Here is a 19,098-nt window from a genome sequence, read left to right as displayed (position 1 = left end):
CCGGATGATCGACCTTCCTGAAGGCAAACTTTTCGTCGGCGGCGCGTGGGAAGAGGGCACGGGCCCGGAAATCACCTCCATCTTTCCCGCCGACGGTTCGGTCAACCGCGTGTTGCGCGGCGCGTCGCAGGCCGACGGTCTGCGCGCCATCGAGCGCGCCCGCGCTGCCCAGGCCGATCCGGCCTGGCGCAATCTGAAAGCTCATGAGCGGGCGAAATACCTCTATGCCATCGCCGACGGCATCGAAGCGAATGCGGACCGGATTTCCTTTATCCAGACCCGGGACACCGGCAAGACCTTGAAGGAAACCAAGGCGCTTGCGATGTCGGCGGCGGGAACCTTCCGCTATTTCGGCGCGGTGCTGGAAACCTCCGACGAGGCGCTGACCGTTCAGCGCGGCGATGCCATGACCCTGTCGGTCTATGAACCGCTCGGGCTGGTCGGTGCGATCACTCCCTGGAATTCGCCGATTGCATCGGATGCCCAGAAGGTGGCGCCCGCCCTTGCCGCAGGCAACGCGGTCCTGCTCAAGCCGGCGTCCTGGTCGCCGTTGGTCAGCCTGGAGCTGGCGCGGATTGTGGAAGCGGCCGGCCTGCCGAAGGGATTGTTCTCCGTGCTGCCGGGGGCGGGCCGCGAGATCGGCAATCTGCTGGTCGATCACCCGGATATCGCCCGGGTCAGCTTCACCGGCGGCACCACCACCGGCCGCCAGCTTGCCCGTCAGGCGGCGGAAAAGCTGATGCCCGTGTCGCTCGAACTGGGCGGCAAGTCGCCGACCATCGTCTTTGCCGATGCCGACATCGACCAGGCGATTGCCGGTGTTCTGTTCGGCATCTTCTCCTCCACCGGTCAGAGCTGCATCGCCGGTGCGCGCCTGTTCGTCGAGCGGCCGATCTACGATCAGTTCGTGTCCCGTCTGGTGGAAGTCACCAAGCGGCTCAAGGTCGGAAATCCGTTCGAGGCGGATACCCAGGTGGCGCCGCTGATCCACTTCGATCACCGCGAGAGTGTGGCCGAACATGTGGAAGCCGCCCGCGCCGACGGGGGTGAGATCCTCTGTGGCGGCAGGATGCCGGAAGGTGCGGATTACGCCAAGGGCGCTTACTATCTGCCGACGATCATCGCCGGCCTGCCGAATACGGCGCGTATGTGCCGTGAAGAGGTGTTCGGACCGGTTCTGGCCGTGCTGCCCTTCGACAGCGAAGAGGACGTCATCGCCCAGTCCAACGACAACAGCTACGGTCTTGCCCTCGGTCTCTGGACCAAGGACTTCCCGAAAGCCTGGCGTGTCGGACGGGCCATCAGCACCGGCACGGTCTGGGTCAACACCTATAAACAGTTCTCCATCTCGACCCCGTTCGGCGGCGAGAAGGATAGCGGCATCGGACGCGAGAAGGGCAGGGAAGGCATGCGCGCCTATATGGCGCAGAAGTCGATCTACACCGACCTCTCCGGCAAGCCGCATCCCTGGGCTCTGCCTGCCATGGAGGGAGCCGCATGAGTGCATCCGTCGCCATTATCGGGGCCGGTCCGTCCGGGTGCTTCCTGGCGCAGGCTTTGCTCAAGGCCAATCCGGAGCTCAAGGTCGACCTGATCGACCGCCTGCCGGTGCCTTATGGTCTGGTGCGCTATGGCGTTGCTGCCGATCACCAGGGCACCAAGGGGATCACGCGCCAGTTCGAGCGGGTATTCGAGCGCATGGGTGCCACTTTCATCGGCAACTTGACCGTCGGCGAAGATGTGTCCCTGGATGACCTACGTGCCTGTTACGATGTGGTCGTTCTGGCGGCCGGCCTTCCCGGCGACCGGTCGCTCGGCATACCGGGCGAGGATCTAGAAGGCGTGATCCGCGCTGGCGACTTGACTCGTGCGCTTTACGAACACCCAGACGCCGACCCCTTGCCCACGCTCGGCAAGAAGGTCGTCATCATGGGCAACGGCAATGTCGCCATCGACCTGTTGCGTATCCTGGGCAAGACGCCTGACGAACTTGCGGGATCCGATTTCGGTGCCGGTCCGAGCGCCTGGCTTGCCGGCAACGACATCGAGACCATCGATCTCGTCGGACGCTCGGCGGCCGAAGCCGCGAAATTCGATCCGGAAATGATCAAGGAACTCTCCAAGCTTTCCGGCGTGACAATCCGCGTCGAGGACATGGGGACTGCCCAGAGTGACGAGGGTCAGAAAAAGCTGGACGCATTGGCTGCGGTTGACGGCCATGGAGCCGGTCCGCGCCAGCTCACCTTCCGCTTCGGTTTGACACCGGCGGAAATCACAGGCGAAGACGGCAAGGTGACCGGTGTCCGGTTCCAAAGTGCAAGTGGTGATGTGGCCGAGATCGCCTGCGACAGCTTCATCACCGCCGTCGGGTTTGCCGCAGCCGGCCCTCTGGGGCGGGACGAACTGGCTGCATCGGCAGACGATTTGGCGGCCGGCGCGCTCGCTCCGGGTCTCTACGCGACCGGCTGGTTCCGGCGCGGCCCGCGTGGGACCATTCCGGAAAACCGTGCGGACGCGCAGGCGCTTGCCACCCGTATATTGGCGGATCTTGACGCCGCCGGCGCAGATGCCGGAAAAGGCGGGCGAGATAGCCTGATGGCGGAACGCACAGATCTGGTCGATTACGCCGGCTGGAAGCGGATCGATGAGGCCGAAACGGCCGACCTGCCGGCGGACAGAACCCGCCGCAAGATCGCCTGCCGGCAGGACATGCTGGCTCTGGCCCTGCAAAAATCTGAGGAGATCAACGGATGAAGATCACTGTTCTCTACGGCACCGAAACCGGAAATGCCGAGATGCTGGCTGAGGACATCGTCTCCGGCCTGGAAAGCGACCACGAGGCCGAAGCTGTCAACCTGTCCGATTTCGCTCCGGACGACTTCGAGGCGGGCGGGTTCTACCTGGTCGTCTGCTCCACCTATGGAGACGGCGAACTGCCGGCCTCGGCGAAGCCTTTCGCGGAAGCCATGGCGCAGTCCAGTGCGGATCTCTCCGGTGTCTCCTTCTCCGTCTTCGGTCTCGGCGATTCCGAATATGACGAGACCTTCAACCACGGCAGCAAGCACATCGCCGACCTGCTCGCCAAACACGGAGCGACCCAACTCGGCGATCGGCTGACCCATGACGCGTCCGGTAGTGACATGGCCGACGATCTGGCTCTGCCCTGGGCAGAGGAAATGGTTGCGCTCGCTGAAAAACAGGCTTCAGAGGCAGCCTGATGCTGGCCCGGGAAATCCGCGAAAAACTATCGACGCCGTGGCATCATGGTGAACGCATCGATCTTTCGGGAATCGAGTGTGAGGGCGAGCTCGACCTTGCCGGTCTTGAACTGGCAGGCGTCGATTTCCGGAACGCACGGTTTCCCGACGGCATCGACGCACGTGATGCGGTGTTCCAGGGCCTGTCCTGGTTCGGCGGATCGGTCTTCGGCGGGGAGGTTTCCTTCGCCGGCGCGTCGTTCCGCAACGACGCGCGCTTCGAAGAGGTGACCTTCTCCCGCAAGGTTTCCTTTGCCGGATGCGAGTTCCGCGGGATCGGTAATTTCAACGGCGCCGTTTTCGAAGACGACGCGGATTTCTCAGGCGTGGTTGCCTATGGCAACTTTTCGCTGGAAGGCGCGAGCTTACGCAAGCAGGCGGATTTCTCCGGCGCAGAGTGGCTGGGCGGGCTCTGGTGCGATGGTGTCCGGCTTCCGGACAACGCCGATTTCACCGACACCCAGATCCACGGCCGCCTGTGGCTGCGCCGGGCGCTGACCGGCAATCGGCCGTTGACCGCGGACCGGTTCGGCCTGTCCTTCGGCTACACCTACGACTGATTTTTCCGAGAGTTAGGCTCTGCGCATGCTTCGCGACGTGTGCCCGAGCCCCTCGGATATCCGGTTCGCCGCGGACTTGATGGCGCGTTCGATCACATTCGCCTCGTCCGTGCCCGGCGTGAACACGCTGTCCTGCCCGGTCACGTTGATGCCGCCGACCGCCCGGCCGCGATCGTCGTAAACGGCGACTGCGCAGGAGCCGATCCCCGGCTCGAAATTGGCGACGCTCCAGGCAATCCGGCCTTTCCGGTCTTCGGCAAGCTGTGCTTCCAGTTCCTCCAGGGAGGTTCTGGTCTTGTCCGTATAGGCATCGAGCTTCACGTGGTCATAAAGCTTGTGCAGCGCCTCGGGCGCGAGTTCAGACAGAAGAATGCGTCCGATGGTGGTCGCATGCGCCGGCAGACGGGTGCCGACGCGCACGTTGCTGACCAGGTAGGAATTTGGCGTTTCCCGGGCCAGGTAGACGATCTCAAGCCCGTCGAGAATGCCAAGGTGCGCCGACAGATTGAGTTCGGCCGCCAGGTCGGCAAGGATCGGCCGGGCGATCTGGACAACGTCCCGGTCCGCGATGGCCTCGGAGGCGAGCGCGATCAGCCCGGTTCCGAGACGGTAGCCGGCGCCTTCGTCGATCTCCTCGATCATGCGCTCGTCTTCCAGCGTATGGATGAGGCGGATTAATGTGGTGCGGTTGATTCCCAGTTCCTTGGAGGCCGAGGAGATGTTGCGGCAGCGGTTGCCGGCTCCGATATAGCGCAGAAGCGCGATTGCCCGCAGAACCGGCGGGACCGAATAGCCCGTCTGTTCTGCGTCCTTTTCGGATGCCATCGCCATGCAGGAGCTCCCTGATCCAGATCACATACGCTCAAACGAAATCGGGATGATTTCAAAAAGCTGGTCTAATATGAACGATATGTCACATATTGACCAGCTTCTCAATTGCCCTTTCGTCAGGCTGCCAGGTCGTCAAGACCCACTTCCCAGGCATGATAGCCGTAGACCCAGTCGGCGTTGCCGCGGTCTTTCAGCCATTCATTGGCAAGGGAGCTTTCCTGGACATGGGCGGTGCGGGGCTTCCGGGCAGTCTCGTAGGTTTCGAGCGCGCCGGGCACCTCTGCGGAGGACTTGCCGTCCAGAGAACGGGCCAGAACGACGGCATCCTCAATCGCCATGCAGGCGCCCTGGGCCATAAACGGCACCATGGGATGTGCGGCATCGCCGAGAATGGTGATCCTGCCCTTCGACCAGTGTTCCATCGGCGTGCGCACATGCAGCGCCGAGCGGGTTACGGTTTCGCAGGCGTCGAGCAGGGCGCGGGCCTGCGGATGGAAGTCCTTGTAGACCGCGCGCAGCTCGTTGATGTCGCCGGGCAGGGTCCAGCCTTCCTCGGTCCAGTCGGTCTGCGGTGTGGTCGCGAAGACGAAGATTTCTTCGCCGCGGGTGAGCGGGAAGGTGACGATCTGGTAGTCGCTGGTCGGGCCCCACCATTTGGTGAAGGCGTCGAGATCCGGAACGTCCGCGCCTTTGGAGCGCGGGAAGACCGCGCGGTAGGACACCAGGCCGGTGAATTTCGGGTCGTCCTTGCCGAACAGCGCGGTCCGGACGACGGAATGGATGCCGTCGGCCCCGATGACCACGTCGAAGTCGGCATGGCTGCCGTCGGCGAACCGAATGGTCGCCTTGGTGTCGTCCTGTTCGACGCCGCTCACCTTGCAGCCGAAGAGGATACGGCTGGCCGGTAAGCGATCGGTCAGGGCGTTGAGAAGATCTGCCCGGTGGATGGTCAGCTGCGGCGAGCCGTAGCGTTCTTCCGCCGCCGTGCTCATCGGCAGGCGCGAAGTTTCCTCGCCGGTGTCCCATTGGCGGCTGATCCGGTGCGTCGGCCGTGCAGCGGTTTCGCGCAGGCGCTCGCCGACGCCGAGCCTGTCGAGAGCATGGACGGCATTGGGGGTCAGGTTGATATCGGCGCCAACGCGGCCGAATTCGGAAGCCTGTTCATATATCGTCACGTCGTGGCCCATGTCGGTCAGCGCGATCGCCGCGCACAGACCGCCAACACCGCCACCACAGATCCCAACCTTCAATACGGTCATCTCAAGCCCTCGGAAAGATCATATTTGAACATTATGTTCAATTATTGTCGTGTATGGATTGCCCGTCAACCGGATAACTACGTAGCCGGCGGCGTCACGGGCTCTTTGGAAGTTAAAGGGGGCTGCCACAGTAAACTGCGCCGATGGGTGGCAGCCCCTCTTCATGGTCTTTTCGGTATCAGGCCTTTTCGAACTTGACCGTTTCCGGCTCGGCGGAGCCCACCACATACCAGACGGTTGCAGGCGTGGCGCTGTTGTTGCGGAACCAGTGCTTGCGGCCGGCCGGGGTCTTAACCAGGTCGCGCGGTCCGAGTTCGACTTCGGTGGTTTCGCCGTTCTCTTCCCAACCGACGGTCAGGGAGCCTTCAAGCACCAGGAAAGCGTCTTCCACGTCCCGCGTGAACGGCTTGACGCCGACCCGCGACGGAATGCCGAGCATTTCCTTCCGGCAGGTATCGGTCTCGACGCCGCCCGGGCCGCAATAGACCTTGCGGGTGAAGCCGGCATCGTCCCAGATCGTTTCCAGTTCATTGTGACGGGCGACGTATTTTCCCATCAGCTTCTGCAGCGGATGGGAGCCGTTCGGGTCGAACGGCATGGTCTTGCCCGGCTGTGCTCCGAAGCTGCGGGCCAGTTCCGGCGCATGCTCCTTCGGGTGGTAGTGGTAGACCGGCGGAAGCGGTTTGCCGACGTCGACGGAAATCGACATCAGGACCGGCTCGACGCCGTCGACACGGAAACCGTGGCCGATTTCGCGGGCGTTCAGGATCATGTCCTTTGGGCCGAGGTTGACTTCGACCACTTCGCCGTCCTTTTCCCAGCCGACGATCAGGCTGCCGTCGATGATCAGGAAGCTTTCCTCGATCTCGTGGCTATGGCAGGCGGCGTATTTGCCCGGCTCCTTGTAGATCAGCGACAGGGTGAAGTGATCCGGCTTCAGGGTCGAGGTGTCGCCGACCTTCGGCGAACCGCCGGCGCCGATGTAGCGCATCTGGGCGCGGGAAAGCTCCGGAAAGCCGATGTTCGACGGAAACGCTTCCCAGTCGAAGCGCTTGTCGACAAAACGGCCGGTATTGGCCTTCAGGGCTTCTTTAAGCGTTTTGAATTCCTGGTTCTCGATGTTCATGTCGGCGTCTCCGTCCTCATACGCGGTTGATATGGATCAACTCTAGGGGCATCTTGTTTTACAGGTGAGACTGCGTTTTACTGGTGAAACGCAGACCGGTTTTATTCCAGCAAACAGAAAGATGAGAGAACATGGCGGCTGACGAGGATCGATACCTGGTCCCGGGCCTCGTGCGCGGATTGAAGGCATTGCAGTGCTTTACCCCGGAAACGCCGAACCTTTCCCTGAAGGACATATCCGAACGTCTGGGGATCACCCGCTCAGCGGCGTTCCGTACGGTCTACACATTAGCAGAGATGGGATGCCTGATCCACGACCAGCGCACCAATACCTATGCCGTCGGTCCCGGTATCCTCAGGCTCAGCTATGGTTATCTGGCCACGCGCGAGATCGTCGAGATCGCCCAGCCGGAACTGGAGCGCCTGCGCGACGAACTGAACTGGTCCGCGCATATGGGCGTGCTGGACGGCACCTCGGTTCTCTACGTGCTACGGATCCCCGCCAAATATGCGGATATGTCCATTGTTCATGTCGGCAGCCGGCTTCCGGCCCGCAACACCGCCATCGGGCGCGTCATGCTGGCGGATCTGTCCACCGACAGCCTCGTCAGCATGTTTCGCAGCGACAACGCCGCGCTTGTTCGCGGCGCCATCAGCATGACGGAGGTTCTCACCCAGGCGAAAGCCGATCATGGCGCGGAAGCCATCGTGCATGCCGGTAACTTCGAAGCGGGCATTGCCTCGGTGGCAGCGCCCGTTCACGACATCACCGGGCGTGTCGCCGCCGGCATCAATGTCACGGCGCCGATTTCAGAACAGCACCTAGCGGAGATTCATGGACCGGTGCGTGAAGCTGTGGTTCGGACGGCTAAGCGTATTTCCAGGCTGCTCGGCTGGCAGGAAACGACAGCGGAGCATGCAAAGTAGGTGCAAAAAGGTAAAGTATATCGTTAGTTGTATCGTCTTCCTGATCTGTGTTTTATATATAAAACGGCCTATCGCTAGGGAAAATACTTACACCTAGGCTGGAGCTTTCGTAACTGCCAACAAGCAAACGAGGGTGAAGGCATGATGATGACAGGTAAACTGAACCGCAGGCATTTTCTTGGCGCAGCAGCCACCGGGGCGGCCTATCTTGCCCTTCCGAAATCCGGTTTTGCCGCGGGCGATGAGTTTCAATTCATTACTCCGTTCAGCCTTTCTCTGGCATTCGGCTCCGTACTTTACGCGGAAGCCGCAGGCTACTACGCCGACGAAGGCCTGACCTTCTCGATCCAGTCGGCCAAGGGTGCGGCTATGGCAGCCCAGATGGTGATCGCGAAGCAGATGGATTCCGGCCGGACCGGCGGAACCAACTACATCGTCTCCAAGGTCAACAACGGCGCGCCGCTGATTTCCATCGCGACCATTGCGCAGTTGTCGCCGTTCTACATCATCTCTTCCAAGTCCAATCCGGTGAACTCCGTGGCCGATCTGAAGGGCCGTACCGTGGGTATGGCCTCCCTCGGCGGCTCGATGGAAGGCACGCTCGACCTGCTCTTGTCCGGCGCTGGCCTTGCGACGGACTCGGTTGAAAAGGTCAAGGTCGCCGACAGTGCCGCGTCCTTCGCCCTGATCGAAGCCGGCCGCGCGGGCGCCTTCATCGGCAATACCTCTTCCATGATCAAGGCCAAGGCCGCCAGCGACGACGTCCACGCCATTCCCATGGACGACGGCATGCCCGGGCAGGTCTATGTCGCCCATGAAGACGCGATCAAGGAAAACCCGGAGAAGTTCGTCAAGTTCCTGCGCGCGACCCACAAGTCCGCTCTTGAAATTGCCACGGCCTCGGATCTGGAGCCGATCCTGAAGGCCATCGGATCGAAGCACGACGTGCGCGGTCTGAATGACATGGAGACCGCAAAGCAGGATCTGCGCGCCAACTCGGAAAACTGGGTGTCCAAGTCCGAGGCGAACCTGCTGCGCAACATTCCCGAAGTCTGGGAAAAGGCGGTCTCGCTTCTGACCGAGGCGAAGATGATCGACACCACGCCGGATCCGAAGTCCCTCTACACCAACGATCTGCTGGACAAGGCTCTGCAGAAATGAATGCGCATACGGTTTCGCAGGAACCGGAAATCGCACTCTCAGGCGTGGAGAAGATCTTCGGGACGGACGACAAGGCCGTCACGGCGATCTCTAACGCCAGCCTGACTTTGAGCAAGGGAGAGTTCGTCTCCCTGCTCGGGCCGTCGGGCTGCGGAAAGACCACCTTGCTGCGGATTATCGCAGGGTTGGAATACCCGACCAGCGGCGAGGTGGCCGTTCGCGGCAATTCCGTCTGGTCGGGCAGGAAACGGTCGGTGGAAGCGACGCGGCCGGTTTCCATGATGTTTCAGGAAGCACGCCTGTTTCCCTGGTTCACGGTGGCGGAGAATGTGGCGCTGCCATTGCGGATATCCGGCGTTGCCAAGGCCGAACGCATGGAGCGGGCCAAGGCGCTGTGCGACATGGTCGGCCTGGCCGGCTTTGAAAACAATCGTCCGTCGGAACTCTCCGGAGGCATGCGTCAGCGTGCCTCGCTGGCCCGAGCCCTGGTGACCGATCCCCAGGTGCTTCTGCTCGACGAGCCTTTCGGCGCGCTCGATGCCATGACGCGCGACACGCTCAACATGGAGCTGATGAATGTCTGCGCCCGGGCGAAGGTCACGACCATCCTGGTCACGCATTCGATTACCGAGGCCGCGTTTTTGAGCGACAGGGTCGTGGTGCTCGCGCCGCGTCCTGCCCGCATCATCGGCATCGAGGAGCTTCCGTTTCCTAGACCCCGCGATCTCGATCTGCAGCGCCGTTCGGAATTCCAGGACGCGGTCGCCCATCTCAGGAACGCGCTGACAGGAGGGATGCAATGAGCCGGGAACGCCTTTACCGGATTGGCCTGCCGATCGCATCGGTGACCGTTTTCCTGATCATCTGGTCGGTCTATGTCCATTCGGCCGAAGTCTCCGCCTTCGTGCTGCCGCCGCCGGAAAAGATCCTGGTCGCGCTGAGCCAGATGATCACCGAACCAAAGCTCTGGCACCATGCGCGCATAACCGCAACGGAAGCGATCTCCGGGTTCCTGATCGCCACCTTCATCGGTGTCGGGCTCGGCTTTACCATGGCCCGGTTCCCACCAGTCGAGTGGGCGGCGAAACCCTTCATCGTCTGCCTCCAGCTGATCCCCAAAATCGCCCTGGCGCCGCTGTTCATCCTGTGGTTCGGCTTCGGACTGGAATCGAAGATCGTGATCGCGGCGGCCCTGTCGTTCTTCCCGGTGTTCTCCAACTCGCTGGTGGCCTTCAAGTCGGTCGAGCCCGGAGACAAGGACGTGCTCACCATGCTTCAGGCAAAGTCCTGGCAGCGGTTCACGCTCCTGGAACTGCCATCGGCGCTTCCGGTCATTCTGGCCGGTGCGGAAGTGGCGGTCGTTCTGGCGATGATCGGTGCCATTGTCGGGGAATTCATCGGCGGCAACGAGGGGCTCGGCTACCTGGCCGTCGCCTATCTTCAGGATCTGGCCGTTGCCGAACTCTTCGGCACCATCGTGATCCTGACGCTCGTCGGCCTCGTGCTCTATGGCCTGATTTCGCAGCTCCGCGCCTGGCTGACGCCATGGCACGTCTCGAACAAGAAGGCCTGAGACCGGTCGGCAGAGGTGTAGACCGTTGCCGGGGCCAAATCCGGTCAATCAAGACCGGTAATGAGAAAGAAGGCGCCGTCCGCTTGGGATGGCGCCTTTTTTCTTTGTGGGCAAAAGGGGACCGGGGCGTTGCGCCGAATGGCCGATACGGCCCGAAAATGATCACATTCATATTTCACATTATATGGAAGTATTCTTCCGACTATGGTCCGGCCGGAAAGCGACGACCGCATCACAGGGGCCGCCGAAGAACGCCTTCAGGCGACTGATGTCGAAATAAACAGGTGGACCGGCCGGAAAAAGGCCGGCGATCAGATGATGCATCTTGATCCGATACAATACGGTCTCGGGGTTCTCTCGGGCGGACTGGTGGGTTTTACACTCGGCATGTTCGGCGGTGGCGGGTCGGTTCTGGCCGTGCCTCTCATGGTTTATCTTGTCGGCGTTCCCAGTGCCCATATGGCCATCGGAACGAGTGCCTTCGCCGTCGCGGCCAATGCCTTTGCCAATCTCCTGAGTCATGCCCGGCTCGGCAACGTCAAATGGCGGTGTGCGGCGGTCTACAGCGTTGCAGGAATTGTCGGCGCCTTCATAGGCTCCAGCGTCGGCAAGATCGTCGACGGGCAGAAACTTCTCCTGCTGTTCGCCCTTCTCATGTTCGTGGTCGGCGGCCTCATGTTTCGTAAGCGCGGGGCGGAGGGAAATCCAGGAGCCCAATGCTCGGGGAAAAATGCGCATAAGGTTCTGGGTTTCGGTGGCCTGACCGGTATTTTCTCCGGCTTCTTCGGAATTGGCGGCGGCTTTCTGATCGTGCCGGGTCTGCTGGCATCGACCGGCATGCCGATCCTTTTCGCAATCGGGTCCTCCCTTGTCGCAGTCACCGCCTTCGGGCTGACAACGGCCTTGAACTACGCCTTTTCCGGCTATGTCGACTGGGTGCTTGCGGCCGTCTTCATCGGCGGCGGTGTTTTCGGAGGGCTCATCGGCGGGATGCTTGCCAAGCGGTTGTCAGCGCGAAAAGGCACCTTGAACACCCTGTTTGCCGGTCTGATCTTCGTGGTCGCGAGCTATATGATATACCGAAGCATCGGCCAGATGTTGCAGTCCTGAAACGCGGGGTCGCAGAACCCGCCACCTGTCAGTCAGGATTTCGCTCCTGCGGTCACAGGAAGAGGGTCGCGATCCCCGGGATCAGGATGACCAGCAGCAGGACGCACAGCATCACCGCGATGAATGGCATGGTTCCGGCGAAGATCTGTTCGACGGACACTGCCGGGTCGTTGAGCGTGTTGTGGACGGTAAAGACCGAGATCCCGAACGGCGGCGTCAGCAGGCCGATCTCCACCGCGATCACGACCGCGATGCCGAATTGGCTGAGGTCGATCCCCATGCCCTGCGCGATCGGCGCTGCGATCGGGACCATGATCAAAAGGATCGAGGTGCTGTCCAGGATCATGCCCATGACGAGGATGAGGCCTGAACAGAGCAGCATGAAGCCCATAGGGCCGAGGCCGCTCTGGTTGACCAGTCCCGCGATCGCATTGGGCAGCCCGGCGATGGAAAGCATGCGCGAATAATAGCTCGCCGCGATCAGCAGGAGCAGGATCGAAACCGAGATGACGCCGGTTTGCTTCATCACCTGCCAGAGAGTGTAGCGGTCGAGGGACCGGCGGGAGAGGGCAACTATGAGGGCGCCGAAGGCGCCTACGCCACCGGCCTCCGTCGGGGTAAAGAAACCGGAGTAAAGCCCGCCGAGAACCAAGATGACAAGCAAGATGATCGGCACCAGCTTCGCGATCATTTGCCCGAGCGGCATGGTTTCGACGTCGCGGTCCAGCCGGCGTTGCTTCGCGGCGTCCGGATCGGTCATCACGAAGCCGGGAAAGAGCAGCGTTACGGAGATCAGCATCACCACGAACCCGCCCGCGAGCAGCAGGCCGGGCAGGATGCCGGCGATGAACATGCCGCCGATGGAGACCTCCGCGAGCACGCCGTAAATGATCAGCAGGAGGCTTGGCGGGATCAGCATGCCGAGCACGGAGGAGCCCGCGACCGTTCCGGCCGAAAACGCGGAACGATAGCCGTGGCGCTTCATTTCCGGAACGGCGACACGGGTAAAAACCGCAGCCGAAGCAATGGAAACGCCGGTTACGGCGGCAAAGATCGTGTTGGCCGCAACCGTCGCGACACCAAGCCCGCAGACAACGCGGCGAAGCAGTTCCTCGGCGACTTCGAACGTGTCGCGCCCGACGTTGGAGACGCTGACGAGAAGTCCCATAAGCACGAACAGAGGGATGGTCGCGAATAGATAGTCCGCAATCCCGCTATAGGCGGTCAGTTCCAGCATGCGAAAGGCGAGATCGATATTGTGGCGGATGATCCAGATGCCGGCGAAGGCCACCAGGAACAGCGCATAGGCGATCTGCATCCCGAGCAGGACCAGAAGGATCAGCGCCCCGACAAGCAGGAGGCCGATGGTCAGGGTGGTCATGGTAGGCTCCGGAACTTGCGGATTTCATCTTGCGCGCGGTAAAGCGCGGCGAGGACCGCGGCCGCGGACCCCAGGACCGTGATGCCCCTGAAGGGCCAGGTCGGAATGGTGAAAACACCCTGGACGCCGAAGAATTCCGATGTCGCCCAGGCGCTTGCCAGTTTCGGCCAGGAGGCCCAGACGATCAGGGCGAACACGATCATGCCTGCAATGGAAAATACCGCTTCGATCAGGCACACGCCCTTGGGCGACACGCCCTGGAGACGGCGGATCAGGAAATCGGCGCGGGTCAGGCGCTTCTGCAATATCGCGGCGGCCACCTGCAGGAAGACAATGGCGACGACGGCGCGGCCGGCGATTTCCGCGACGCCGGTAATCGGTGCATTGAAGAAGTTGCGACCCAGAACATCCGCCACGATGAGCACCATGAGTGCTCCGATCGAGAGCGTGCCGACGGACGACATGATGGCGGCCAGGCTGCCGAGGGTCGCGCCGAAAGGCGCCTCCGAGAAGGCCGGGACGAAGGCGTCGTCGGTTTCGGCATTGGTGTCGTCGGTCATCGTCGTATCCATTTCAATCTGCAAACACCCGCCCAGTCGGTTTCCGGGCGGGTGGAGAGTGCGGTTATCGCCTGAGGCGCGAGGCCTATCTTAGAGGCCTTCGTCCCATGCCCTCAACGGCTCGGCTCCGCGGGCGCGCAGCGCATCGAAATAAGCTTTCAGGACCACGCGTCCGGCATCGCCGGTCTGCTCGAGCCAAGGCTCCACGATATTGGGCAGGCCGTTGACCCAGGCCGTCTTCTCAGCTTCCGGCAGTTCGTGGATCGTCAGGCCCGCCGCCTGCATTTCGGTCAGGGCGCGCTTGGCAAGATCCTCGACATACTGGCCATGGGCCTGGGAGGTTGCCTTGGCCGCTTCGCGGAACGCCTTCTGGACCGGCTCCGGCAGGCCATCAAAGAAATCCTTGTTGGCCGCGATGCCGCCGAAATACATCGAGCCGATGCCCACGCGGGTGAGCTCCGGCGCGACTTCATAGACACGGGTCGGCAGAATGCCGGAGGCAAACGACAGGGTGCCTTCGGTCACGCCGGTCTGGATGTTCGTGTAGTAGGTGGTCAGCGCGCCATCGACCGGCGTGGCGCCCGTGCCCCGCAGCCAGTTCGCCGACGTTCCGGGCGCGTTCAGCTTCCGGTTGGCGAGGTCCCCCATCGAGTTGACCGGGAAGGTCGCATAGATGTCGTAACTGTCGGTGATCAGCGACGACAGGTGAACCATGCCGTTTTCGGCCCAGCTGTCGCGAAGCTCCGGCAGGTTTTCCGAAAGGTCATCGAAAATCTCGATGATCATCTTGTGGTCTTCGGTGGCGAAGGGCGTGAAATAGGTCACGTTCTGGAGCGGCATGTTGGCGCCTTCCCAGACCGTGCCGACCATGCCGACGTCGACGATGCCGTCCATGACGGCTTCACGCGTATCGGTGAACTTGTAGAGGGTACCGCCGTAGGACTCGACCCAGTTGATCTTGTACTCGCCGGCAGCTTCCAGGATGCGGTTCACTTCCGGTTCGAACGTGTTCTTCATCGCATAAACCCAGATATTCTGTTCCGGGTGCGATGAGCCGATATTCACCGTTATGGTCTGCTGCGCGGCGGCAAAGCCCGCGGAACAGGCGACGATGGCCGTCGCGGTCGCCAGGGTAATGAACTTCATGATTTCCTCCCAGGTTGCGGGGCTCTTCCTCCAAAGCCCCTTTCAGTTCAGTCCTCCAGGGCCCCAAGTGCCCGAAGGATCCGTTCAGGCGTGAACGGCATCTCGGTGACCTGCGCGCCCATGGGCCGCAAGGCATCGTTGATCGCATTCATGACGGCTGCCGGAGACCCGGCCGTGCCGGCTTCCCCCGCACCCTTGGCGCCGAGCAGGCTTTCCTGTGTCGGCGTCTCCACGTGGCCGATGACCATGTCGGGCATCTCGGCCGCCATGGGCACGAGATAGTCCGCCATCGAGCCGTTCAGAAGCTGGCCGTCGGCGTCATAATGGATCTCCTCGAACAGGGCGCCGCCCAGGCCCTGGACGATCCCGCCACGGATCTGTTCGTCGACGAGCTGCGGGTTGATCACCCGTCCGCAATCCTCGACGCACCAATGCTTGAGTAGCTTGACGATGCCGGTGTCGGTATCGACCTCCAGATAGGAGGCCTGCACCCCGTTGGTGAAGGCAAAGGGATAGTCGGAAGTGATGTAGTGCCGGGTCTGAACCAACTCGCGCGGCAGCCCCTTCGGCAGCGTATCCCCGCGGAAATAGACGATCCGCCCGAGTTCCTCCAGCGGCATCCGGGCCTCACCCGTAGCCGTATCGACCACGGCGCCGTCGCGGATATCGAGCTTCGATTGCTCGGCCTGGAGCATGGCTGCCGCCACTTCAAGGATCGAGTCCCGAAGCGCGCGCGCCGCCTGGAGGGCGGCCTCGCCGCCGATGCCGGCTCCGCGCGAGGCCCATGTCCCGCCGCCGTATGGCGTGACCTGGGTATCGCCGGTGATGACGCGGACCTTGGAGGGAGAGACACCCACCCCCTCGGCCACCACCTGGCTCAGCATCGCCTCGGTTCCCTGTCCCTGTTCCGTCACGCCGGACAGCGCCACGACCGAGCCGTCCGGATCCATCCGCACCGTGCATCCGTCCTGGGCGGAAATCCGCGCACCGCCGATGCCGTACATGAAGGGCGAGGGGTTGGTCAGCTCGATGAAGCTGGCAATGCCGATCCCACGATGGATGCCCCTCTTGCGCAGGTCCGCCTGTTCGGTGCGCAGACCGTCGTAATCCATCAGCTCCAGGAGCTTGTTCAGGGAGGCGTGGTGCGACAGGCCCTCGAACCGCATGTTGGCGGGCGAGGTCGCCGGATAGGCATCGTCCTTGAACATGTTGCGCCGGCGGATTTCGACCGGGTCCATCCCGATCTCGGCGGCTGCCATGTCGACGAGCCCTTCCGTGATCGCAACTGCGATGGGATGGCCCACCGCACGGTACTGGCAGGTCGGCGTCTTGTTCTGGAAGACGACCGTCGTCTTCGCCCGGTAGTGCTTGAAATCGTAAGGCCCGCCGCAGAGGTTCACCACCTGGTTGCCCTCGATGGCGGAGGTGCGCGGATAGACCGAATAGGCGCCGATCGCCGTCCAGTCGTCCACATCCATGGCAACGATCGTGCCGTCTTCCTGGACCGCGATCTTCGCTTCGATTTCGTGATCGCGGGCATGGATGTCGCTGGTGAAGCTCTCCAGACGGTCGGCCACGAACTTGACCGGCCTTCCCATGATCTTTGCAATGGCAGCGGTTGCGACTTCGTCGGGATAGACGTGGACCTTGATGCCGTAAGATCCGCCGACGTCCTCGCAGATGACCCGGACATTGCTTTCCGGCAGGTCGAGATGTTCCGCCAGAACCGTCTGGATCATGTGCGGCGCCTGGGTCGCATGATAGGCGGTCATCTGGTCTTCGGCCGGGTTCCAGTCGACCAGGATGGAGCGCGGCTCCAGCGTCACGCCCGTGTGCCGGCCGGTGACGAACCGCGCCGATATGACCTTGTGAGCGGACTTCATTGCCGCATCGACATCGCCCTGCTCGTGCAGGCGCTGGAAGGCGAGGTTGTCGCCCATGTCCGCGTGAAGCACGGGTGTATCGGCATCGAGCGCGCTCATCATGTCGGTGACGGCCGCAAGCGGCTCGTAGTCCACGTCGATCAGGGCCGCGCCGTCCTCGGCGGCAGCGCGCGAAGTCGCGACCACGGCTGCCACGGGCTCGCCCACCCAGCAGGCCCGGTCCACGGCGAGCGGATATTCGGGCGGTGACTTGAGTCCTTTCAGGTGGGCCAGAACCGCCACCCAGGGCGTGCACACCTTTGCAATGTCTTCGCCGGTGAAGACCCTCAGAACGCCTTTCACGTTCAGGGCTTCCGAGGCGTCGATGCCGTTGATCTTTGCATGCGCAAACGGCGAGCGGACGAAGGCGACATGGACGAGGCGGGGCAGCAAGATGTCATCGACATAAATACCGCGCCCCTGGACGAGCCGTTTGGCGTTCGGACGGGGAACCGTCTTGCCGATGTAGGAATTGGGCCGGTCCGGATTGTCGAATTGAATGGTCATGCCGTCCCCCTTTCGGCGCGCGCGCGAGCCACGGTCTCGACCGCGTCCACGATGGCTTCGTATCCCGTGCAGCGGCAGTAGTTTCCAGACAGGTGTTCCCGGATATCGGCGCGGGAGGGGACTCCTCCGCCGGAGAGCAATTCTTTCGCCGCGACCAGCATTCCAGGGGTGCAGAACCCGCATTGGAGCGCGTTACGTGCCACGAACGCTTCCTGCAGATCGCTGATTTCGGCGGTGTCCGACAGGCCTTCCACGGTCCAGACTTCGGCACCGTCCGCTTGCGCGGCAAGCATCAGGCAGCCGCGCACCGCCTTGCCGTCGACCTGGACGGTGCAGGCGCCGCAGACGCCATGTTCGCAGCTGGCATGGGCGCCGGTCAAGCCAAGTGACGTGCGGAGAAAATCCACAAGGTGCTGGCCCGCCGGCACGCGCGCCTCCACCGGCTCGCCGTTCACCGTCAGGGCAATGTCGACCTTGTCCCGAAACAGTTCCGTCATTCGCTTTCTCTCCGGATCGTCGCCACGGCGCGCCGCAGCAGGATGCCGGCAAGATGACGGCGGTAGGTTGCTGTTGCCTGCGTGTCGGACGACGGATCGATGTCCGCCTGCAAGGCTTTAACAGCGCCGTCAACGTCGCCCCTGTCGAGTTCCGCCATCGCCTGCACGGCCAGAACCGGTTTGGGAGCGACGGAAAAAAGCGAAAGCCTGTGCTTGCCCGAGCGCTGCACCAGGCAGACACCGGCGAGAGCGTAATCGCCGGACCGGCGGGCGACCTCGGCGATCGTCTGACGCTCGTCCGGCCCCGCCTGAATCCTTGATCGACATACCTCCCCACCTCCCTGGATGATTCCTCCTTTTTATCATGAATACCAGTTTCGGCATAGGGTCCAGGGCAACCCGCCAGGATAAATGCCTGGGCCGAATAATGTCGGGCGGATTCGAAGTTGTTACGGCAATGCATGGTCATTGAAAAAAGCGAATGTCATCGCGACAGTGCGCCTTTACGCCCCCAAAACCATATCCGCTTCCTAGGCCTCGGTTTTTCGGAGTCAGCCGGCCGAACCGACAACCGGTCTCTTTTGGCACAATTCATTCAGTACGTCCGTGTATTGATTCTTTTAAATGAAATTGTTAGAAATGATGCTCGGCCCTATATTTGGCCGGTGGCTGAGCCACATCTGTTTTACGGCGAAACACCGTTTTTTTGAATAAGCCAAACCAACCGAGGTAATGCCTCAGCTTCCGACAATGAACCATCCGACCTTTGGGAGTGAGTTTTGAACGAGCTGTTGGAACAAATCGATGACGTGGAATCATTCAGTTTCTTGTTGGTCGATGACCGGGTAAACATGCGGCGCACCATACGCAATATGCTCAGAACGTATGGATTTTGCAATTTCGGTGATGCCGATGACGGTGATGTGGCCATAAAGAAATTGAAAAACCAGTACTATGATTTCATCATCTGTGATTGGAATATGCCCCGCATGAAGGGCGTACAACTTCTTCGAGCCATTCGTGAGGATGAGGAACTGAGTGAAATACCATTCCTGATGATAACCGGGGAGGCCACCCAGGATAAAATAGCCGAGGTCATCGAGGCCGGAGTGGATGGGTATCTGCTCAAGCCATTTGACATCAAATCGCTGGAAAACAGAATCGTGGAGATTCTGAAGGTTCGGAAAAGCGAGCCTTTGCCGCTCGAAGCCCAGATCTTGTTGGCCGAGCATTACAGCCAGGTGGGGTGCTATTGGCAGTCCAATCAGGAGCTGGAAAAGGC

Annotated in this window: 19 protein-coding genes; 10 read left to right on the top strand and 9 right to left on the bottom strand. The window is 61.8% G+C overall.

Annotated elements, in window-relative coordinates; all coding sequences use genetic code 11:
- The first annotated feature begins 4 nt into the window (after nucleotides 1–4).
- From ABIN98_RS23630 to ABIN98_RS23615, 4 genes are read left to right on the top strand one after another with little or no spacing between them, the layout of a single operon-like run.
- Nucleotides 5–1,501, top strand: a complete 1,497-nt coding sequence (locus ABIN98_RS23630) for an aldehyde dehydrogenase (RefSeq protein WP_346913758.1) — start codon at nucleotides 5–7, stop codon at nucleotides 1,499–1,501.
- A complete protein-coding gene (locus tag ABIN98_RS23625) occupies nucleotides 1,498–2,754 on the top strand; it encodes an FAD-dependent oxidoreductase (RefSeq protein WP_346913756.1) in 1,257 nt (418 codons plus the stop codon). Before ABIN98_RS23630 ends, ABIN98_RS23625 begins: the two co-directional genes overlap by 4 nt.
- Nucleotides 2,751–3,218 (top strand): flavodoxin domain-containing protein, encoded by a 468-nt coding sequence (locus ABIN98_RS23620; protein WP_346913754.1) that lies wholly within the window; start codon nucleotides 2,751–2,753, stop codon nucleotides 3,216–3,218. Before ABIN98_RS23625 ends, ABIN98_RS23620 begins: the two co-directional genes overlap by 4 nt.
- Nucleotides 3,218–3,817 carry a pentapeptide repeat-containing protein gene (locus ABIN98_RS23615; protein WP_346913752.1) on the top strand — a complete coding sequence of 200 codons (600 nt, stop codon included), beginning with the start codon at nucleotides 3,218–3,220 and terminating at the stop codon, nucleotides 3,815–3,817. Before ABIN98_RS23620 ends, ABIN98_RS23615 begins: the two co-directional genes overlap by 1 nt.
- Nucleotides 3,818–3,829: 12 nt before the next feature.
- Here ABIN98_RS23615 and ABIN98_RS23610 read toward each other — a convergent pair whose 3' ends face one another.
- The 3 genes from ABIN98_RS23610 to ABIN98_RS23600 form a co-directional block, all read right to left on the bottom strand.
- Entirely contained in the window at nucleotides 3,830–4,648 is an 819-nt protein-coding gene (locus ABIN98_RS23610; RefSeq protein ID WP_346913750.1) for an IclR family transcriptional regulator, read from the bottom strand.
- 116 nt (nucleotides 4,649–4,764) lie between these two features.
- Nucleotides 4,765–5,907, bottom strand: coding sequence for an FAD-dependent monooxygenase (locus tag ABIN98_RS23605; protein ID WP_346913748.1), 1,143 nt, complete (start codon nucleotides 5,905–5,907; stop codon nucleotides 4,765–4,767).
- Between the two features lie 178 nt (nucleotides 5,908–6,085).
- Nucleotides 6,086–7,033, bottom strand: a complete 948-nt coding sequence (locus ABIN98_RS23600) for a cupin domain-containing protein (protein ID WP_346913746.1) — start codon at nucleotides 7,031–7,033, stop codon at nucleotides 6,086–6,088.
- A gap of 131 nt (nucleotides 7,034–7,164) precedes the next feature.
- On the opposite strand from ABIN98_RS23600, the gene ABIN98_RS23595 reads away from it, so the two are divergent.
- The 5 genes from ABIN98_RS23595 (at nucleotide 7,165) to ABIN98_RS23575 (ending at nucleotide 11,803) form a co-directional block, all read left to right on the top strand.
- Entirely contained in the window at nucleotides 7,165–7,959 is a 795-nt protein-coding gene (locus tag ABIN98_RS23595; protein ID WP_346913744.1) for an IclR family transcriptional regulator, read from the top strand.
- A gap of 141 nt (nucleotides 7,960–8,100) precedes the next feature.
- Nucleotides 8,101–9,120, top strand: coding sequence for an ABC transporter substrate-binding protein (locus ABIN98_RS23590; protein ID WP_346913742.1), 1,020 nt, complete (start codon nucleotides 8,101–8,103; stop codon nucleotides 9,118–9,120).
- The gene (locus ABIN98_RS23585) at nucleotides 9,117–9,923 is read left to right on the top strand and encodes an ABC transporter ATP-binding protein (RefSeq protein ID WP_346913740.1); all 807 of its coding nucleotides are present in this window, start codon (nucleotides 9,117–9,119) and stop codon (nucleotides 9,921–9,923) included. Before ABIN98_RS23590 ends, ABIN98_RS23585 begins: the two co-directional genes overlap by 4 nt.
- Complete coding sequence (locus ABIN98_RS23580; RefSeq protein ID WP_346913738.1) at nucleotides 9,920–10,693, top strand: ABC transporter permease; 774 nt, start codon at nucleotides 9,920–9,922, stop codon at nucleotides 10,691–10,693. The genes ABIN98_RS23585 and ABIN98_RS23580 overlap by 4 nt, the downstream gene beginning before the upstream one ends.
- A gap of 318 nt (nucleotides 10,694–11,011) precedes the next feature.
- A complete protein-coding gene (locus ABIN98_RS23575) occupies nucleotides 11,012–11,803 on the top strand; it encodes a sulfite exporter TauE/SafE family protein (protein ID WP_346913874.1) in 792 nt (263 codons plus the stop codon).
- Between the two features lie 52 nt (nucleotides 11,804–11,855).
- Here ABIN98_RS23575 and ABIN98_RS23570 read toward each other — a convergent pair whose 3' ends face one another.
- The 6 genes from ABIN98_RS23570 to ABIN98_RS23545 form a co-directional block, all read right to left on the bottom strand.
- A complete protein-coding gene (locus ABIN98_RS23570; RefSeq protein WP_346913736.1) occupies nucleotides 11,856–13,184 on the bottom strand; it encodes a TRAP transporter large permease in 1,329 nt (442 codons plus the stop codon).
- Nucleotides 13,181–13,744: a TRAP transporter small permease gene (locus tag ABIN98_RS23565; RefSeq protein WP_346913734.1), complete on the bottom strand. Its 564-nt coding sequence runs from the start codon at nucleotides 13,742–13,744 to the stop codon at nucleotides 13,181–13,183. Before ABIN98_RS23565 ends, ABIN98_RS23570 begins: the two co-directional genes overlap by 4 nt.
- A gap of 90 nt (nucleotides 13,745–13,834) precedes the next feature.
- Nucleotides 13,835–14,890 carry a C4-dicarboxylate TRAP transporter substrate-binding protein gene (locus tag ABIN98_RS23560; protein ID WP_346913732.1) on the bottom strand — a complete coding sequence of 352 codons (1,056 nt, stop codon included), beginning with the start codon at nucleotides 14,888–14,890 and terminating at the stop codon, nucleotides 13,835–13,837.
- Between the two features lie 47 nt (nucleotides 14,891–14,937).
- A complete protein-coding gene (locus tag ABIN98_RS23555) occupies nucleotides 14,938–17,319 on the bottom strand; it encodes a xanthine dehydrogenase family protein molybdopterin-binding subunit (RefSeq protein WP_346913730.1) in 2,382 nt (793 codons plus the stop codon).
- Nucleotides 17,316–17,816 carry a (2Fe-2S)-binding protein gene (locus ABIN98_RS23550; protein WP_346913728.1) on the bottom strand — a complete coding sequence of 167 codons (501 nt, stop codon included), beginning with the start codon at nucleotides 17,814–17,816 and terminating at the stop codon, nucleotides 17,316–17,318. The genes ABIN98_RS23555 and ABIN98_RS23550 overlap by 4 nt, the downstream gene beginning before the upstream one ends.
- Nucleotides 17,813–18,100 (bottom strand): hypothetical protein, encoded by a 288-nt coding sequence (locus ABIN98_RS23545; RefSeq protein ID WP_346913872.1) that lies wholly within the window; start codon nucleotides 18,098–18,100, stop codon nucleotides 17,813–17,815. The genes ABIN98_RS23550 and ABIN98_RS23545 overlap by 4 nt, the downstream gene beginning before the upstream one ends.
- A 495-nt stretch (nucleotides 18,101–18,595) precedes the next feature.
- Between ABIN98_RS23545 and ABIN98_RS23540 the strand changes: the two genes are divergently transcribed.
- A partial coding sequence (locus tag ABIN98_RS23540; RefSeq protein ID WP_346913727.1) for a response regulator occupies nucleotides 18,596–19,098 on the top strand: 503 nt, incomplete at its 3' end.

The organism is uncultured Roseibium sp. (genome assembly GCF_963675095.2).
In the GTDB taxonomy this organism is placed as follows: domain Bacteria; phylum Pseudomonadota; class Alphaproteobacteria; order Rhizobiales; family Stappiaceae; genus Roseibium.
Note: the sequence above shows the minus strand (reverse complement) of the source record. Positions and strands in the feature narration are given on the sequence as shown.

Excerpts from the sequence above, each read along its gene's own strand:
- ABIN98_RS23630 (WP_346913758.1), top strand. The coding sequence starts at position 5 with ATGATCGACCTTCCTGAAGGCAAACTTTTCGTCGGCGGCGCGTGGGAA.
- ABIN98_RS23625 (WP_346913756.1), top strand. The coding sequence starts at position 1,498 with ATGAGTGCATCCGTCGCCATTATCGGGGCCGGTCCGTCCGGGTGCTTC.
- ABIN98_RS23620 (WP_346913754.1), top strand. The coding sequence starts at position 2,751 with ATGAAGATCACTGTTCTCTACGGCACCGAAACCGGAAATGCCGAGATG.
- ABIN98_RS23615 (WP_346913752.1), top strand. The coding sequence starts at position 3,218 with ATGCTGGCCCGGGAAATCCGCGAAAAACTATCGACGCCGTGGCATCAT.
- ABIN98_RS23610 (WP_346913750.1), bottom strand. The coding sequence starts at position 4,648 with ATGGCGATGGCATCCGAAAAGGACGCAGAACAGACGGGCTATTCGGTC.
- ABIN98_RS23605 (WP_346913748.1), bottom strand. The coding sequence starts at position 5,907 with ATGACCGTATTGAAGGTTGGGATCTGTGGTGGCGGTGTTGGCGGTCTG.
- ABIN98_RS23600 (WP_346913746.1), bottom strand. The coding sequence starts at position 7,033 with ATGAACATCGAGAACCAGGAATTCAAAACGCTTAAAGAAGCCCTGAAG.
- ABIN98_RS23595 (WP_346913744.1), top strand. The coding sequence starts at position 7,165 with ATGGCGGCTGACGAGGATCGATACCTGGTCCCGGGCCTCGTGCGCGGA.
- ABIN98_RS23590 (WP_346913742.1), top strand. The coding sequence starts at position 8,101 with ATGATGATGACAGGTAAACTGAACCGCAGGCATTTTCTTGGCGCAGCA.
- ABIN98_RS23585 (WP_346913740.1), top strand. The coding sequence starts at position 9,117 with ATGAATGCGCATACGGTTTCGCAGGAACCGGAAATCGCACTCTCAGGC.
- ABIN98_RS23580 (WP_346913738.1), top strand. The coding sequence starts at position 9,920 with ATGAGCCGGGAACGCCTTTACCGGATTGGCCTGCCGATCGCATCGGTG.
- ABIN98_RS23575 (WP_346913874.1), top strand. The coding sequence starts at position 11,012 with ATGCATCTTGATCCGATACAATACGGTCTCGGGGTTCTCTCGGGCGGA.
- ABIN98_RS23570 (WP_346913736.1), bottom strand. The coding sequence starts at position 13,184 with ATGACCACCCTGACCATCGGCCTCCTGCTTGTCGGGGCGCTGATCCTT.
- ABIN98_RS23565 (WP_346913734.1), bottom strand. The coding sequence starts at position 13,744 with ATGACCGACGACACCAATGCCGAAACCGACGACGCCTTCGTCCCGGCC.
- ABIN98_RS23560 (WP_346913732.1), bottom strand. The coding sequence starts at position 14,890 with ATGAAGTTCATTACCCTGGCGACCGCGACGGCCATCGTCGCCTGTTCC.
- ABIN98_RS23555 (WP_346913730.1), bottom strand. The coding sequence starts at position 17,319 with ATGACCATTCAATTCGACAATCCGGACCGGCCCAATTCCTACATCGGC.
- ABIN98_RS23550 (WP_346913728.1), bottom strand. The coding sequence starts at position 17,816 with ATGACGGAACTGTTTCGGGACAAGGTCGACATTGCCCTGACGGTGAAC.